Raw genomic sequence first — 18,179 nt, 5'->3', positions numbered from 1 at the left:
ATTATCAGGAAACACCTTGAGTTTAAGTAACGATGCTACTTCAGTTGATTTAGGAAAATATTTGGATAATACCGATAGTCAAGAATTGGATTTTTCTTCTAATGAATTGAGTATTTCAGGAAGTAGTAAAACAGTTGATTTATCAGGTTACTTGGATAATACAGATGCGCAAATATTAACAATATCAGGAAATAATCTAAGCATAGCTAATGGAAATAGTGTAGATTTATCTGTATTTGAAAATTCAGATAGTCAAGATTTAGCTTCAGCTACTCTTTCAGGAACGGTATTAACTGTAGCAATAGAAAACGGAAGATCTGTAGATGTAGATTTGGCCCCAATTTTATCGGTTCAGCAAACTCAAATAAACGATCTATTATCTAGAGTAGAACAAATAGAAAAATGTGCTTGTAGTGGAACATTAAGTACAGGAGAAGTTTTTTCAAAAAATAAACAGCCTATTTTATATCAGAATATACCAAATCCATTTAATAATACCACATCAATCAAATATTTTGTGCCTCAACATAATGATAAAGCAGCAATAGTATTTAGTAATACTTCTGGACAAGTTATAGATACTGTCTTTTTACAAGAAAAAGGAGAGCAAGAAATATTCTTTAATAGCTCATCTTTACCTAGCGGAGTTTACTATTATACATTATATGTAGATAGTCATAAAATAGATACTAAGAAAATGATTATTGAATAATTAGGAGTTGATTTAGTAATCTATAAAAATAGAGAACATAAAAAAGCGGTACTATTTACCGCTTTTTTTATGATCAAAAATAAAAATAAGAGTTAGTCTTTTTTACTTTTTTATAAGTGTTAGATTCTCTCTGATGTTATTGAAAGTGATAAAATAAGTTCCAGAAGCTAGTTTAGCAACATTTATTTCTTTTTCCTTTCCTGTTAATAGTAATTGTCCCATGGTAGAATATAATCTCCATGATTTAAATTTTCCTTTAATAGTAACAATATCACTAGAAGGATTAGGATATAATTCTATGGTATTCTCAGTCTTTTCTATATCTGGAGTAGAAAGTGTTTTTTTTTCTATCTGGATTACATCATTTGCATTGGCAAAATTAGCATTGTTATCTACAGACATAAAAACGATTAATAGTAGTTGATGTCCAGTAGGTAATTCCGATGAAGAAGGTATGGTAGTGCCATCATCAAATGTGGTAGGTATAGTATAGTTATAAGTTAAAGTTCCTGTATTATCAGCAGAATCAGGAACTGATACGGTAAAAGTACTTGAATTTACGGCAGCTCCTTTTTCATCTATTTGTCTTACTAAGGTTGCAACATAAATTAAGTCTTCCTCTGTAGCAGTTGATGCATCTATACCCGTAGCATAAGTTACATTGATAGACATTTCTTGTCCAAATTCTACGATTGGAACTGTTGAACCATTTTTAAAATAATCAGCTCTATTATTAAAGGTAATAGATCTAGTTCTTGCGGTAGTAGTAGATGACCTATTAATGTCTTTTGAAAATTCAAAAGTTTGTAGCGCACAACTACTAATAAAACCACCATCATCATCAAAATTAATAGCTATGGTATTATCTCCATCAACTAAAAAGTTATAAGGAACAGGTATTTCTAAAACACCAAAGAAACTTGGACGATCTTGTTGGTCATCACCTCTGTAGTCTGAAGAAATATTGGTTATGGTGTTACTTCCATTAACAATAATTGAAATAGGGACTCTTTTTTTACTTTTTTCTCTTCCTATACCTAGTCTTAAAATAGCTTCACCAAAAGTACCTTTTTTAATGTTAGAAATAGTGAAATTTACGGGTTGACTACTAGAGATAGTTTGTTTGTAAGTACTTGCATAGGTTTTTACTTCTTTTGAAGTTTCATTGATAGTAACAGGATTTGAAAAAGTATACTCAATAATCATACAACCTTCTTCACCTACAGTAATATTCTCAGGAGTAGTACTTACAGTAGTAATATCTAATTTAGGTGTGTTATCTAACCCTAAATATAAATGTTTAATTTTTGTACTACTGATTGCAATTCCATTAAGTCCAAAGCTATTTAGATTCACATTAATATTGTTTTCATCAATATTATTTAAAATTAAATATGCTTTATTTCCATCAATATAAGCATCAACCATTAAATCTGGATCTGTAGATCTAGTATCTATTCTTTTTCCTTTTACATCTGACCATAATTCAAAGAACTTAATATAATCAGTCCATATCCAGTCTCCTGAGTAATCACTAGGCTCGTTTTCTCTTCTCATCATTCTCCAATAATAAGGTACCCCATTGTTAGAGAAATTTCCAAATCCCCATTCGGCTTTCATAACAGAAAAAGGAATTGCCTTTTCTATTACATCAGCTCTTTCCATAAACTGCATCATCATAGAAGATTGCGCTTTTAAAAACAACCAATCTCTAAAAGCAGACCAAGGTTGATTATACCAATCATTTAATTGAGATCCGTATTCTGAAATTACCCACGGTTTTACACTACCATATTTAATTGTATTGTAATGCTCTATCATATCCATAGTAGCTTCCATGTTACTTCCTTTTCTATACTGTTCTAAGCCATTAGAAATACCTGGGAAATCGTAAACATGTATAGAATAAAAATCCATTTTAGGACCAACTTCGTCAATAAATCTTTTCCATCTCTCTTCCCATTGTCCAAAAGCATTTGTGTTAGTTCTTCCAACTTTTTCTAGATCAGGAAATGCGGTAGCCCAACCACCTATTTTTGTGTCAGGAGAGTATATACGTATTTGATCAGCTACAGTTTCATGCATTTTAAATACATCATCTATAGTTGCTCCTCCATGTAGATTAAAATCTACTAAAGGCCAAATAGGCTCGTTCATTACTTCTACCCAAATAGGTTTTACATTTCCAGTAGTACTTCCATTTCCATGAGCATCTCTAAGAAATCTACCCATATATTCACCTAAAGCGGTTCCAAAAGGCTCTGATGAGGTGTCACTTTGCGAGAAAAACCAACCTTGACTTGTTGCGGTATGTCCATTAGGATAAAAAGGAACATCTTGAGCAGCAGTCATCATTCTTCCTTTTTCATATGCATGTCTTACAGTTGAATTTGCATAATTATTTTTGAATTGAGTTCCGACTCTAGTAATATCTGAAGGATCAGCAAAACCAGTTCTACTTGGATCTTCCTTTACTTGATTTACTTGAAATCGCATACGACCCGTTTCTCTACCAAAGTACACATCTAAGTCATTAATAAGATAGTCTAGTTTATCTAATTCACCATTAAAATCATTATCACTAGGACCAGAATGACAGTTAATAAACTTTTCTCTGTTGAAAGAATCTACAGAGCCTAAAATATGATTAACATCGAAATTAATATCAACATTCACCTGAGAAAACATCAAATAACTATAAAATAAAAAGAGGAATAAAAGATGAAACTTACGCATAATTTAAAGGATTTACTTTTGTTGTTCTATACTTTAGAGAAATTATAATTAGATAAAAAAGGGATTAAAGAAGTGTTACTTTTTATTAATATTATAATTCTGAGTGCTAAAATTAAAAAATACTTGAAAAAAGATTGGACTCTACACGTTGTTGATTTTTAGATAAAGTAGGTGTATCTAGTTTATGTCAAGTTGATTTTTTACGTTTAAGCTTTGAGTATTCTTTTTAGGATTTTTTTCTGATGGAAAAAGATATTGTAAAAAGTTTAAGATCACTTAGGAAAAATGTAATCCATTCAAGATCTCATTTTGATAAACCTTAGTGATGGTAAAATCATTTCGTGTTTTATGAGTACATTTGAAAACGATGAAAAAAACTCTATTATTTCTTTCTTTTTTTTTAATTCTTTCTCTTTCTTCTCAGGAAACAGATAGTACGTTTATTAATTTTCAGAATAAACTAAATACAGAAATAAATAAAAAAGAGAAAATAGCATTGATGTTAAACTTTGCTGAAGAACATTATGAATATAACTTCTCATTTTCTAAACAATTAATAGAAGAGGCAATTCAATTAATTAAAAATAATGGAAATGAAATAGATGAACAACAATTAGCTAAAGCATATACTTTTCAAGCAATTATACATAGGAGAGAAGGGAAGTATCCTGAAGCATTAGAATTGAATTTAAAAGCGAAGAGTATTTATGAAAAATTAAACGATTCATTACATGGATCGGATATAATGCATAACATGGGAATGGTATATCGATCTCAAAAGTTGCATAAAAAAGCGATTACATTATATAAAGAGGCTATAGGAATTAAAGAACAATTAAAAGACTATCATGGAATTGCTACAGGCTATAATATGATGGGAGTTTCATTTCGTCAAAGTAAACAACTAGATTCAGCCTTGATTTGTTATCAAAAAGCAAGAGGATTATTCGAATCAATTGATAGTTTTGAAGATATACAAAGAGTGAATAACAATATGGTTGCACTCTATAGAGATCAAAAAAAATATGATGAGGCTATAGATTTGGCTACAGAAAGTATTATCCGAGCAAAGTTAGAAAATAGAAAATTCTCATTAGCAACAGGATATTATAACTTATCTTCCATTTATAAACGTTTGAAAGAATATAAACGCTCTTTAAATTATGCAGATTCAGCATTGATGATTGCAAAAGAAGAAAATTTTCGTAAAAGAATATCTACTGCTTATTTAAGAAAAAGTTTTTTACAGCATAAGTTAGGTGATTATAAGCAGGCGTACTTTGATTACAGAAAGTTTAATAGGCATTCAGATTCTATTTTTAACATTGAAAACATTAAGAGAATTCAAGCTCTCGAATTGAATTATAAGTTTCAACAAGAAAAAAATGAAGTAGAGTTATTAACCAAACAAGAGGAAGCTAAAAAGAGATTATATAGAATTTTATTTCTGATAACTATATTGAGCAGTTTGACTATTGGTTATTTAGCATATAGGAATTATAAAAATAAAGCTCGAATACTTGAAGAAAGAATTGAGAAAGAAAAAATTCAAAAAGAATTACTAGATGCAAAAGTTAAAGTAAGTGAAGAGGAAACCAGACAATTGGTTGCTGATAACACAATGCGCTTGACTTTTAAACAAGAATTATTAGATCAAATAAAAAGTCAAATACTTCCTCAAGCAGAGGGAAAGTTAAAAACAAAACTCAATTCTTTAATTGCTGAACTACAACTACAAATTACTACAGAAGGGAAGTTTTCAGATATTCAGACCAAAGTAGCTGAGGTAAACAAAGGTTTTGATGCCAGGCTTAGAGAATTATATCCTTCTCTCACAAAAACGGAAAGAGAAGTGTGCGCTCTATTACGTCTAAACCTGTCGATTAAAGAGATAATGACCATTAGAAATTCATCATTAGATGCTGTAAAATCCACACGATACAGAATACGAAAAAAGCTAGGATTAAGTCAAGGAGAAGAATTAGAAGGCTTCATTCAAGGTATTTTTTAGTTTTGTTAACTTTTTGTTTTTTAATGTTTTATTTGTTTTTACCACTTTTTGCCACCTCAAAAAAACAAATTTTAAAATTACTTATAAGAATTTTGCGTATGTAAATTAAGATGTAGTATTGACATCTTTTTTTAAGATTTAAAAATTGTCTGGTTTTTGTCTGACAATTTTTTATGTGTAAATGTAAGTTTGTAAGTTAATTTGTATTCAAAATTTTTAAAGCTACTTTTAATGAAAGTAAAATTATCCTTTGTCTTTTTTTTAATTATTAGTTCTACCTTTCTCTTTTCTCAAGAAACATTTGTTCCAGATGACAATTTCGAAGCTTTTTTGGAAGCTAATGGAATGGGGAATGGAATAGCTAATGATGATTATGTTACAACAAGTGCTATCCAGTCAGTAACAGCACTTATCATAAATAATCAAGGAATTAGTGATTTAACAGGATTACAAGATTTTACTAGTTTATCTAGTATTAATTGTAGTGATAATAATATAACTAAATTGGATTTATCGTTCAAACGATTTTTCAATGTATTTGCTAGAAATAATAATCTAGTTGAAGTAGATATGAAGAACGGGCATAATTCTGATGTCAACGCTTTTGATCTAACTAATAACCCTAGTCTTACTTGTGTTCAAGTAGATGATGAAACACAAAGCTATTATTCAGGTTGGGGAGTAGATACAGGTGTTACTTTCAAAAATTATTGTGAGCTAACAGCAGTTACGGATAATAATTTTGAAAATTATTTAGAAACTCATGATGCAGATGGTAATGTAGTAGCTGTTGGAGATGTAGCTAGTTTAGGTAATGGTATTGCGTCTGACGGTTATATAGCTACAGAAAAGATTGCAGTAGTGACTTCATTAGATATTTCATCTAGTATGATAGCTGATATTACAGGAATAGAAGATTTTACAGCATTAGAAGTTTTAGATTTTTCAAATAATGGAGTAGGTAATTTTGATCTTTCAAATAATACAGCTTTAAAAGAACTGTATTGTGCTACAAACGGAATGAGTTCCATAAATGTTGCAGCAAATATAAATTTAGAAATTTTAGATTGTTCTGATAATAGTAATAGAACTATTAATGTAAGTACAAATGTAAAGTTGAAAGAATTGAACATTTCATCGAATACAACTACTACATTAAACTTAGGAAGTATAACTACCTTAGAAAACTTAAATATTAGTGATAACGAATTAACAAGCATAGATTTAAGTAATTTATCAAATCTTACAGATTTAAATTGTAGTACGAATTACGATATAAATACCATTGACTTTTCTGCATTAACAAGTTTAGTAAACTTAACTTGTAATGAAATGGCAATTAATAGTATTGATTTGAGTAGTAATACAGCTTTAGAAACATTAAGTATTGATAGATTATCTGGCTTTGATGTTGATCTTTCTAACAACATAGCTCTAATAAGTTTATCGGCTAACAGTAGTGATTTAACCAATTTAAATGTTCAAAACGGTAACAATGTAAATATCACTTTTTTGGATGTTAGAAATAATCAATTTACATGTATTCAGGTTGATGATGCTACAGCAAGTTATTTAAGTACTTGGCAAAAAGATTCGATTGCTTTATTTGCTGAAGATTGTAGTACAACAAACATTCCTGATATAAATTTTGAATATCATTTAGAAAATCACGATGCTAATGGAAATGTTGTTCCTGTTGGTAGCCCGAATAGTATGGGAAATGGAGTTGTAGATGATGGGAAAGTGCTAACAGCAAGAATTAAAGATGTTACCTATTTAAATATTTCAAGTAATAGTATTGATGAGCTTGATGGTTTGGAGGCTTTTGAGTCGTTAGAAATTTTAGACTGTTCTGAAAACAACTTCAATGAGTTTGATTTTTCTCAACTCCCAGAATTGAAAGAATTATATATTCATGATTTATTTTTCACGGTATTAAACTTATCGAGTAATTTAAAAATTGAGAAGTTGATTTATAACAATGCGAATAGTACTACACTGAACTTAGGAAGCAATACAGTTATTAAAGAATTAAACATTGGAGGAAATAATATTACTTCTTTCGATGTGTCGGTTTATACAACATTAGAGGTTCTTAATATTGATGATAACTTTCAAATTCTCCCCCTAAATGTGCGTCCCCTAGCTAGTTTAAAGGATTTGAGCGCTAATAATACGAGTTTACGAAACTTAGATGTAAGCCAAAATGTGTTATTAGAAAAATTATCAATGGATAGAGCCTCTGGTTTTTATCTAGATTTATCAAATAACGCAGCACTTACAAGTTTTTCAGCTAGAACTTCTGATATGTCTGGTATTAATATCCAGAATGGAAATAATGCTAATATTACACTTTTTGATACGGAACAAAATAATTCAACGTTACGTTGTATTCAAGTAGATGATCCAACAGCATCGTATTTAAATACTTGGAATACGGATAGCGAAGCTACTTTTCGTTTAGATTGTGGAGAAACTACTGTTCCTGATGATAATTTTGAAAATTACTTAGAAACGCATGATGCTGATGGAAATGTAGTTTCAATAGGTGATGCTACTAGTATGGGTAATGGAATTGCAAATGATAACAAAGTATATACTTCTAATATTTCAAGTGTTGAAGAATTAGATATCGATAATTTATCAATTTCTGACTTAACAGGAATTGAAGGATTTATTGCGTTGAAAACATTATACTGTCATACTAATTCAATTGAAAGTTTAGATTTATCGCAAAACGTAGCTTTAGAAAGGTTAGATTGTTATAAATCGGGTTTAAAGAGTTTAAATATTTCTCAGAATACAGAATTAAAACTTATTCAATGTTTCAGAAATGAGTTGACATCGTTAGATGTAAGCAATAACACCAAATTAACTAGAATAGATGCATTTAATAACCAAATCTCAGCATTAGACCTTTCTCAAAATTTGGAGTTAACTTCTATAAACTGCGCTCAAAATCAATTGAACAGTTTGGATATTTCTAATAATGTAAAGCTTACTGGTTTAACGTGTTATGAAAATAATATAACAAGTTTAGATGTTACTATGCTTCCTTTACTCGAAGATTTAGATTGTGTTGGTAATGGTTTAATCAGTTTAGATCTTTCTCAAAATCCAGAATTAGTAGAGTTACAGGTATACGAAAATAATTTAACAAGCTTAAATGTTAGTAACAACTTAAAGTTAGTTGAATTATTTGCTGAGAGTAATAGCATTACGAGTTTAGATGTATCAAAAAATACGGTTCTAGAAGATTTATCTATTGCTTTTAATCAATTAACCTATTTAAATATTAGAAATGGAAATAATACAAATTTAAATCCTAATGATTTTGATATTCGTAACAATCCAGGTTTAACTTGTGTTACAGTTGATGATGTAACCTATGCAAATACAACATTCCCTAGAAAAGATGCACAAACAGAGTATAAGTTGTTCTGCACAGAAACTGACGTGCCAGATGATAATTTTGAAGCCTATTTAGAAACGCACAACGCAACTGGAGGAGTTGTTTCTGTTGGTGACCCAACAAGTATGGGGAACGGAATTGCAAACGATGATAAAGTAGCGACAGAACGAATCCAAAACATTATTACTTTAAATATTTCTAACCAAGGAATTACTGATGTAACAGGTTTAGAAGATTTTGCAAGTTTAGAACAATTAAGAGCATTTGATAATATAGTTACTTCTGGAAGTTTAGATCTTACAGCAAATTCAAACTTAACAGAAATTTATTGCTCCGACATGGGATTAAATACTGTAGATGTTTCTGGATTAACAAAATTAGTACGTCTTGAATTTCGTAATAACAATCTGTCTAGTATTGATGTAAGTTCGAACTCAAATCTAAATTATTTTAATATCGATGGAAATAATTTTACAGTAGTAAATGTAAGTGCTAATACTTTATTATCAGATTTAAGAATTAGAGATAATGTTGTATTAAACTCAATTGATATTTCTAATAATAGTAACCTAGTAAGATTATATGTAGGAGGTAACTCATTAACTGCGTTAAATGTTTCAAACAATACTTTGTTAGAAAATATCAGTGCAGGAGAAAATCAATTAACTACTATCAATGTAAACGGACTAAATAATTTAACGGATTTATTTCTTGAAGATATGTCAACCTTAACATCTTTGGATGTAACAAGTAATACAAATCTTGAAGATATTGGAGTTAGTAGTACTGGTTTATCAGTTTTAGATTTAAGTAGTCTTACTAAGTTAATTGAAGTGTATGCAAATAACACAGCAATTATGGAACTTGATTTTAGTGCGAGTCAAGATATTGAATATATAGAATGTCAAAATTCACAGTTGACATCACTGAATTTGAAAAACGGAAACAACAGTGGAAGTATAGAATTATACGCTACTGGAAATCCAAATTTATCATGTATTCAAGTAGATGATCCTTCAGCAAGTTATGTATCAGGTTGGGAAAAAGATGTAACTGCTAGTTTTAGTGACGATTGTAATTGGACGTATGTACCGGATGATAATTTTGAAAATTATTTGGAAACTCACGATACTAATGGAAGCACTGTTTCAGTAGGAAACCCAACCAGTATGGGGAATGGTATTGCCAATGATGATTTTGTGAAAACTGCTAATATTGAAAATGTAATTAACTTATTTCTGAATTTTCAAGGAATTGCAGACTTTACAGGAATTGAAGATTTTGCTTCTTTAGAGTTTTTAGCCTGTTTTAATAATGCCGTAAATACCAGTTTAGACCTTACCAATAACTCAAATCTGAAAAGGATTGATGCTAATGATATGGGATTAACAAGTATTAATATTACAGAGTTAACTAAATTAGAAACAATAAATGTATCTCGAAATAATCTTACAAGTATAGATTTGTCAACAAATACTGCATTGAAAGATTTAATTATTTCTTCAAATAGTTTAACAGGATTAGATGTTAGTAACAATATCGCATTAGAAGATTTACAAATTCATGAAACTACCTTGAGTACCATCGATCTTAGTACTAATGTAAATTTAACCAGGATTATAGCTTCTTTAAATCAATTTACTTCATTAGATACTCAGAATAATACTTCACTTGAGACTTTAAGTTTATTTGGAAATCCATTAATTTCCTATAATTTAAGTCATTTAACTAATTTGAGAGAGTTAAATTTAGATGAAACAAATATTGCTTCTATAGATATTAGTAATAATACCAACTTAAGAGAATTTAGCGCAAAAGATATCAATGAGTTAGTAGAGTTAAATGCAAAGAATGGAAACAATAGTAATTTCAATGAATTTGAAGTAGATGGTTGTCCTAATTTAAGCTGTATACAAATAGATGATCCAACAGCAGTTTATTTAACAGAACCAGTTTGGTTAAAAGATGCCACAGCTGTTTTTAGAGACGATTGTAATTGGACGTATGTACCAGATGATAATTTTGAAAACTATTTAGAAACTCATAATGCTACTGGTGGTACTGTTACTATTGGAGATCCAACGAGTATGGGGAACGGAATAGCAAATGACGATTACGTAACTACTGCTGCTATTAATTCGGTATTGGTACTAAGATTATACAATCTTAACATTACAGATTTTACAGGTTTAGAAAGTTTTACTGATTTAGAAAGATTTATCCATAGAGATAATACTACAGCTAATCTTAATTTGGATTTTACTGCGAATACAAAACTAGATGAAATTAGGTGTAATGATTTAGATATAGAAAGTATTGATATAACTGGATTAACATTACTTAAAGAGATCTATTTATACGAATGTGATTTAAATTCAATTGATATATCTACCAATGTTGGTTTAGATGATATAGTACTATCAGAAAACAATTTAACAAGTTTGGATGTTAGTAATAATGTATTGCTAAAAGATCTACAGTTTCATGATAATAACATTGAAAGTATCGATATTAGTAACCTTACTGTTTTAGAGTCTTTTAAACCATCTCATAATGCCATCACTAACTTAAATTTAGAAAATAATTTGGCATTAAGGTCTTTAAGTATCGGAAGAAATCCTATTGATGAATTGGATATTAGTATGCTTGCAGACTTAGAAACTTTATTTGCTTACGAATTAAATATTAGTTCATTAGATATTTCAAATAATACTAAACTTGATGATATATCGTGTTACGGAAATACCAATCTTACGTATTTAAACCTTAAGAATGGTAATAATGATGCATTTGAAGATATGGATGCTAGAAACAATCCTAATTTAACATGTATTGAAGTAGATGATCCTAATGCGGCTTACTTATCAGTTTCCAATTGGGAAAAGGATGCGATAGCAAATTACGCTGAGTATTGTAGATTTACAACCATACCAGATGCAAATTTTGAAACATATTTAGAAACTCACAATGAATTTGGAGGATCAGTTGCTTTAGGAAGTTCAAACAGTTTAGGTAATGGAATTATTGATGATAATTTAGTGCCAACAGGAAAAATTGAAGTGATTCAATTACTAACTCCAAGAAATGAAGGCATTGAGGATTTTACTGGAATAGAAAGTTTCAAAAGTTTAATTCGTTTTTGGGCAGATAATAATACGTTAACTAATACTGATTTAGATTTACGTAATAATACCCTTTTAGAAAGTGTAACGCTTGAAAATACTGGAATTACAAGTTTAAATATTAATGGTTTAACAGTATTAGAAGGAGTAGAGGCTGCAAACAATAGTTTAACATCTGTAGATATTTCAACAAATACAGGGTTAAAATTCTTAAATGTTGGAGATAATAATTTAACGAGTTTAGATATTAGCAATAATGATTTAACAAGCTTAACAGTTACGAATAATAGATTAGGAACAATAGATGTAAGTAATCAAGCTAATTTAACATCACTATACTGCGAGAATACCAATATTACTTCATTAAATATAGTAAATAATCCATTATTGGAAAACCTAGAATGCGGAGTAAATCCTTTAACAATTTTAGAGGTAACTCATCTTTCTGAACTTCGCTATTTATCATTTAGTGCTACTAGTATTTCTGAAATTGATTTGAGTAATAACACAAACTTAAGCACATTAGAATGCGATAGTACACCGTTAACATATTTAGATTTAGTAAAACAGAACACCTTAGATAACTTATCTTGTAAGAATTCATTACTTACAGGATTGAATTTAAGAAGTGGTAATAATACTGACCTTGACAATGTTGATGTTACAGGAAATCCTAGTTTAACTTGTATTGAAGTTGATAATCCAGCAGCTGCGGCATTATTAGGAACTTGGCTAAAAGATGTAACGGCGAATTATGCTGAGTTTTGTAGAATGACTTATGTTCCAGATGATGCTTTTGAAACATTTTTAGAAAATAATGGCTACGGAAATGGAGTAATAGACGATTATGTATATACAGCTTTAGTTGAAGTTTCTGAAGGGTTTAACTTGCATAATGGATTAGTAGAAGACATGACCGGTATAGAAGATTTTAGAGATATGTGGTTCTTAGCTTGTCGAAATAATGCGAACTTAACAAGTATAGATTTAAGTAAAAACACTAAGCTAACCAACGTTACATTAGCTAACAATAACTTAGCAAGTTTAGATTTAAGCAATAACCTCATTCTGGAAAAAATATATTTAGATGGAAATTCTAACTTAGGTAATGTTGATATTTCTATGTTGAGTAGTTTAAATACGCTTAGTGTTTCTGATACTGGTATAAATTCTGTAGATATTTCTAACAATCCATTACTAAGATTATTAAATCTTAATGATAATAATTTTACAGAATTAGATATCTCAATGTATCCAAGTATTGTACAATTACGTATAGCAAATAACCAATTAACATCGTTAAACGTAGCTAATGGGAATAACGATAATTTCACATGGTTTGATGCGCTAGGAAACCCTGGTTTAACTTGTATCAAAGCAGATAAAGTGACTCCATTATTCCCAGATATTTGGAAGAAAGATGATACAACAAGTTTTGCATTATATTGTGATTTTACGCATATAACGGATGCGAATTTTGAAAGTTATTTAGAAACTCATGATGCTAATGGAAATGTAGTTGCTTTAGGAGATACATCAAGTTTAGGTAATGGAATAATAGATGATAATCAAGTACCAACAGAAAAAATACAAATAGTTGTTAATCTAAATCTAGAACGTTTAGATATTACAGATATAACTGGAATTGAAGCGTTCGCTGCTCTAGAAACCTTAAATCTTGACTATAATGATGTAACAGTTTTAGATCTAAGTAGTAATTCAAACTTAAGAATCCTTGATGTTGCAGAGAATGATTTAACAGAATTAGATTTATCAGTTATACCAACATTAGAAGAAGTAGAATTACGATCAAATAAAATAAGAACATTAACGGTAAATAATCCAAACCTTAAAGTACTTAGAGCGAGCAAGAATCAATACACATCTTTAGATGTAACCAATTGTCCACAATTAGAAGAACTCGGAGTTACACAAACATTATTAGTATCACTAGATGTTAGAAATGGGAATAACAATTTAATGGCTGATTTTAATGCCAGATTCAATGATTATTTAACCTGTATTGAGGTAGATGACGCTTCAGCTGCATTCCTATCAACTTGGGATAAAGATGCTACAGCAAGTTTTAGTGAAGATTGTAATAATGCAGTTTGGTCTGGAGCAAATGGAACGGATTGGACAGATGATGGAAACTGGGTTGGGAATTCAGTAGCAACAACAACACAAAACGTAATAGTTCCAGTATTTGTTACATCACCAAGTATTAATTCTGGTGTTACAGCTGAAATGAACGATTTAGAAATTCAGCAATTGTCATCTTTCACAGTGGAAGATAATGGAGCAGCAATTGTAAATGGTGATTTAAACAGTAGTGAAACAATTACTATTAATTCTTCAGTAGCTACAAGTGGAACTTTTATAGTAAAAGGAACAGCTAATGGAACTATTACTTATGAAAGAGCAGGTTTACAAGCCAATACATGGAGTTTAGTAACAGCACCAGTCTCTGGTCAAAGTATTAAAGAGTTTGTAGAAAATACAAGTAATAATATACGAGTAAATACTACGGTTACACCAAATAGATATGCCGTAGCATATTACGACGATAGCAAAGCTGTTGGGACGAAATGGGTATACTACACAGCAGACGATTTAGCCACGAATACTATTACTTTTGAAAAAGGTAAAAGTTACATTATTTCTAGAGCTACGGATGGAAGTATCCATTTTACAGGAACTTTAGAAACTGATGATGTTTCGGTTGTAGTAAACCAAGATCAATGGAATGCTTTAGGAAGTCCATATACAGCGTATTTACCAATTAATAATAATGCAAATAACAATTTTATTCAAGAAAACTTAGATAAGTTCGATCCTGTTTATGTTGGTGTTTATACTTGGGACGCTACTCAAAACAAGTATGTAGCTAAAACTCTATTGGATTCAGACACTTCATTAACAGTTGGACAAGGATTTTTTGTGAAAACAAAAGCAGGAGCTTCTTCAATTAGCTTCAAAGAGGATCAACGATTATCGGATGCTACGGGAGTACAAACATTCTCTAGAGAAATAAATACACCAAGTATTCAGGTAGTAGCAACTCAAGATGGAGTAGAAGTAGAGACAAAAATCAACTATATAGGAAGTACAACGAAAGGATTAGATTCAGGTTACGATATTGGAAATTTTAAAGGAGCTTCTTTTGATGTTTTCACACATTTAGTAGAAGATTCAGAAGGAAAAGATTTTACCATTCAGTCTTTACCGACTTCAGATTTTGAAAATATGAGTATCCCATTAGGAATAAATTCAGAAGCAGATAAAATAGTAGAGATATCAGTAAATGCTGAAGCGTTGCCTTCTGATGTTAACATCTATTTAGAAGATACAACAACTGGTAACTTTATAGACTTAGGTAAAAATAATACTTACACTTTTCAAACAGAAGCTAAAATCTCAGGAACAGGAAGATTTTATTTACATACTAAAGGAACTGTATTAGATGTAAAAGAAGATGAATTAAATATAGATAATATCAATATTTTCAAATCTGGAAAACAAGAGGTAACCATTACAGGATTGGATTTAGGAACTGAGGTGACAATACATCTATTCTCTATTTTAGGGAGTGAAGTATACACTGAAAATAGAAAGAGTACTGCACAATTACGTGTTACTCCTCAAACTTTAGAAACAGGAGTATACATTGTACGACTAACCTCTAAACAAGGTACCATAAGTAAGAAAATACTATTTGAAAAGTAAAAAGATTGTCTTTACAATTGAGGAACGAAAGGCTTGTACTGAGTTTATCGAAGTAAGGCAATCTGTTTATAGATAAGTAGCCATTTGTTATCACAAATTAGAATTATATGGAAATAAATAAAAATAAAGAAGTTTTAACAAGAAAAGAAGCCTTACAAAAGATAGGAAACTACGGAAAGTATACAGCGCTAACAGCCTTAGGAACCTATTTAATTTTAAATCCTAAAAAAGCACAAGCATCATCTCCTGAAGTACCAGGAGATGGTTTTGATGGGTTTTAACAATTTAAAAATATATTTTATAATTATCATATCCCTCTACTTATGAAATTTGAATTACTAAAATTAGTACTTATTTTCTGCATTGGAAATATATTAAATGTAACAGCTCAAACTCAGAATTATGTAGCTGGAGGAACAGTAACACCTACAGAATCTACGGTAACAAGTACACCATTACCTTATAATGGTTCATTAACCTATAGACCTGGAGGGTCGTTAACTACTGGTGATTGGAATCTCTTTTTAGGTTCAGGAGCTGGAGCTTCTGTAGATGGAGCTAGTTATAACATATTTATAGGGCCTATGGCTGGTGCTGCATATAATTTTAATCCAGATGGTACGCTTAGAGAAAATACAGACAATATTATTATAGGAGCTTTCGCTGGAGATCAAATGAAATCTGGAGTAGATAATATTTACATAGGTAAATTTGTAGCTAGAACTGCTTCTGGAACTGACAATGTAGTAATTGGTACTGAAGCAGGTTTATCATTAACTACAAGTTTCGACAGTGTTATTATAGGTGAAGAAGCTGGACGATCATTGACTACGGGTGGAGATAATGTGCTTATAGGCGAAGATGCAGGATATAATTTAACTACTGGTTCTGACAATTGTTTTATAGGAAGTAGAGCAGGATTAGAAAACACTACCGCTAGTGGAAATACTTTTGTTGGTGGAGAAGCAAGTAGTACACTACCCAGACGTTTAGGAAATGGTACTGATTATGATTTTTCTGTAAATGTAAATTCAGTTGGAGAAGATAATACTACTGGAGAAGGAAATACCTTCATTGGTTCAGGTGCTGGGGCTGATAATGAAGATGGTTTTGCTAATACTTTTTTAGGTTATGGTGCTGGAGCGAATAATGAATTTGGAGATGGAAATACCTTTATAGGATATGGAGCTGGACATGATAATAATCGTACAAGACACTCTCTAAATGGAAATCGAAATACTTATTTAGGAGCAATGACTGGTGGTACTAATAGAGAAGGAACAGATAATGTAGGTATTGGCTGGAAAGCCGATTTCCAAGGAAGAAATGATACACAGAGTTATAGAACTACTTTTCTAGGAGCTAGTTCATATGTAGGACAAAGTGATGTTATTATGATAGGATATAATGGTCGTAATCAAGGACAATTTGCTATTTCTATAGGACAAAATCATGATGTAAGAGGAACTAAATCCATTGGTTTAGGAAATGCCATTAGTATGAATTCTAATGCTGAAAACTCAGTAGGTTTAGGGAATGAAGCTAATATTTCTCAATCTTTTTCTGTAGGTATTGGAGATGCCGTAGATATAAATAATACACAGGCTGTAGCGATAGGTGCAAGTTCAATAGTTCAAAACAATGGAGCAATAGTTATAGGTTACGGAGCAAGTTCTAATGATGTTATCGACAACTCCACAGGAGATACTGATGCAAAAAATAATATTGCAATTGGATATAATGCCACTGTAAGTGGAAATAATGCAATTGCTATAGGGAATTCTGCTAATGCTAGTGAAGCAAATACAATGATATTAGGAGGAGCTACAAATCCTGTTAGTGTAGGAATTGGAACAGATGCCCCTAATGAGTTTTCTTCTTTAGATCTAACAGGAACAAATAAAGGCTTTTTTGTTAATAGAATGACTACGGCTGAACGTGAAGCCTTAGAACCTACATCTCCTACAAATACATCTTCTTACGGAATTAGAGAAACTGAAGCTGGTTTGATGGTGTATGATACAGATGAAAAAAAATTATATACTTGGAGCGGAACAGAGTGGTCTGCTGCAACTAAAGATAACTTAGGGGACCATACTGCGACAACAATGCTTAACATGAGAGATAATGTAATACGTTTTAATGCTGGAGAAGATAATGGTATTGAATTTGGTGGTCGTAACATATATAAAATTTCATATGGCTTTGCTGACAATTACAAATATGGACCTGTTACCAGAGCAAGTATTAAAACATCTATGAGTTCAAATACAGCTAGTGGTTGGACATGGGGAACTCCTAGTGGAACTCCAGTTGCAGCAATTAGTGTAGCTGGAAAAATGCAAATAGCAAATAGTTTAAATATTGCAGGTAATTATGAATTTCCTATTGTTGATGGTTCAGCTAATCAAGTATTGGTTACAGATGGTTCAGGAACCTTAATGTGGTCTACACAAATTG

The 18,179-nt window shown here is 30.6% G+C and carries 5 protein-coding genes and 1 pseudogene; 5 read left to right on the top strand and 1 reads right to left on the bottom strand.

Annotation, left to right across the window (positions count from 1 at the left end; all coding sequences use genetic code 11):
- Window positions 1-712: T9SS type A sorting domain-containing protein (locus tag BVC87_RS22120; protein WP_143569882.1), on the top strand; the 712-nt coding region annotated here is incomplete at its 5' end.
- A 102-nt stretch (window positions 713-814) separates the two neighbouring features.
- Here BVC87_RS22120 and BVC87_RS22115 read toward each other — a convergent pair.
- Window positions 815-3,448 carry a T9SS type A sorting domain-containing protein gene (locus BVC87_RS22115; RefSeq protein ID WP_083629700.1) on the bottom strand — a complete coding sequence of 878 codons (2,634 nt, stop codon included), beginning with the start codon at window positions 3,446-3,448 and terminating at the stop codon, window positions 815-817.
- Between the two features lie 367 nt (window positions 3,449-3,815).
- Here BVC87_RS22115 and BVC87_RS22110 point away from each other — a divergent pair, with 367 nt between their 5' ends.
- The 4 genes and pseudogenes from BVC87_RS22110 to BVC87_RS22100 form a co-directional block, all read left to right on the top strand.
- On the top strand, window positions 3,816-5,459 hold the full coding sequence (locus BVC87_RS22110; protein WP_075344583.1) for a tetratricopeptide repeat protein: 1,644 nt from the start codon (window positions 3,816-3,818) through the stop codon (window positions 5,457-5,459).
- Window positions 5,460-5,690: 231 nt separating this feature from the next.
- Window positions 5,691-15,719, top strand: a complete 10,029-nt coding sequence (locus BVC87_RS22105) for a T9SS type A sorting domain-containing protein (RefSeq protein WP_075344582.1) — start codon at window positions 5,691-5,693, stop codon at window positions 15,717-15,719.
- Window positions 15,720-15,826: 107 nt separating this feature from the next.
- The gene (locus tag BVC87_RS23725) at window positions 15,827-16,000 is read left to right on the top strand and encodes a hypothetical protein (RefSeq protein WP_200799225.1); all 174 of its coding nucleotides are present in this window, start codon (window positions 15,827-15,829) and stop codon (window positions 15,998-16,000) included.
- A gap of 42 nt (window positions 16,001-16,042) precedes the next feature.
- Window positions 16,043-18,179: pseudogene (locus tag BVC87_RS22100) on the top strand (hypothetical protein); the annotation flags it as partial.

The organism is Tenacibaculum agarivorans (assembly GCF_001936575.1).
GTDB classification, from domain to species: Bacteria; Bacteroidota; Bacteroidia; order Flavobacteriales; family Flavobacteriaceae; genus Polaribacter; species Polaribacter agarivorans.
This window is presented reverse-complemented; position numbering and strand designations above follow the sequence as displayed.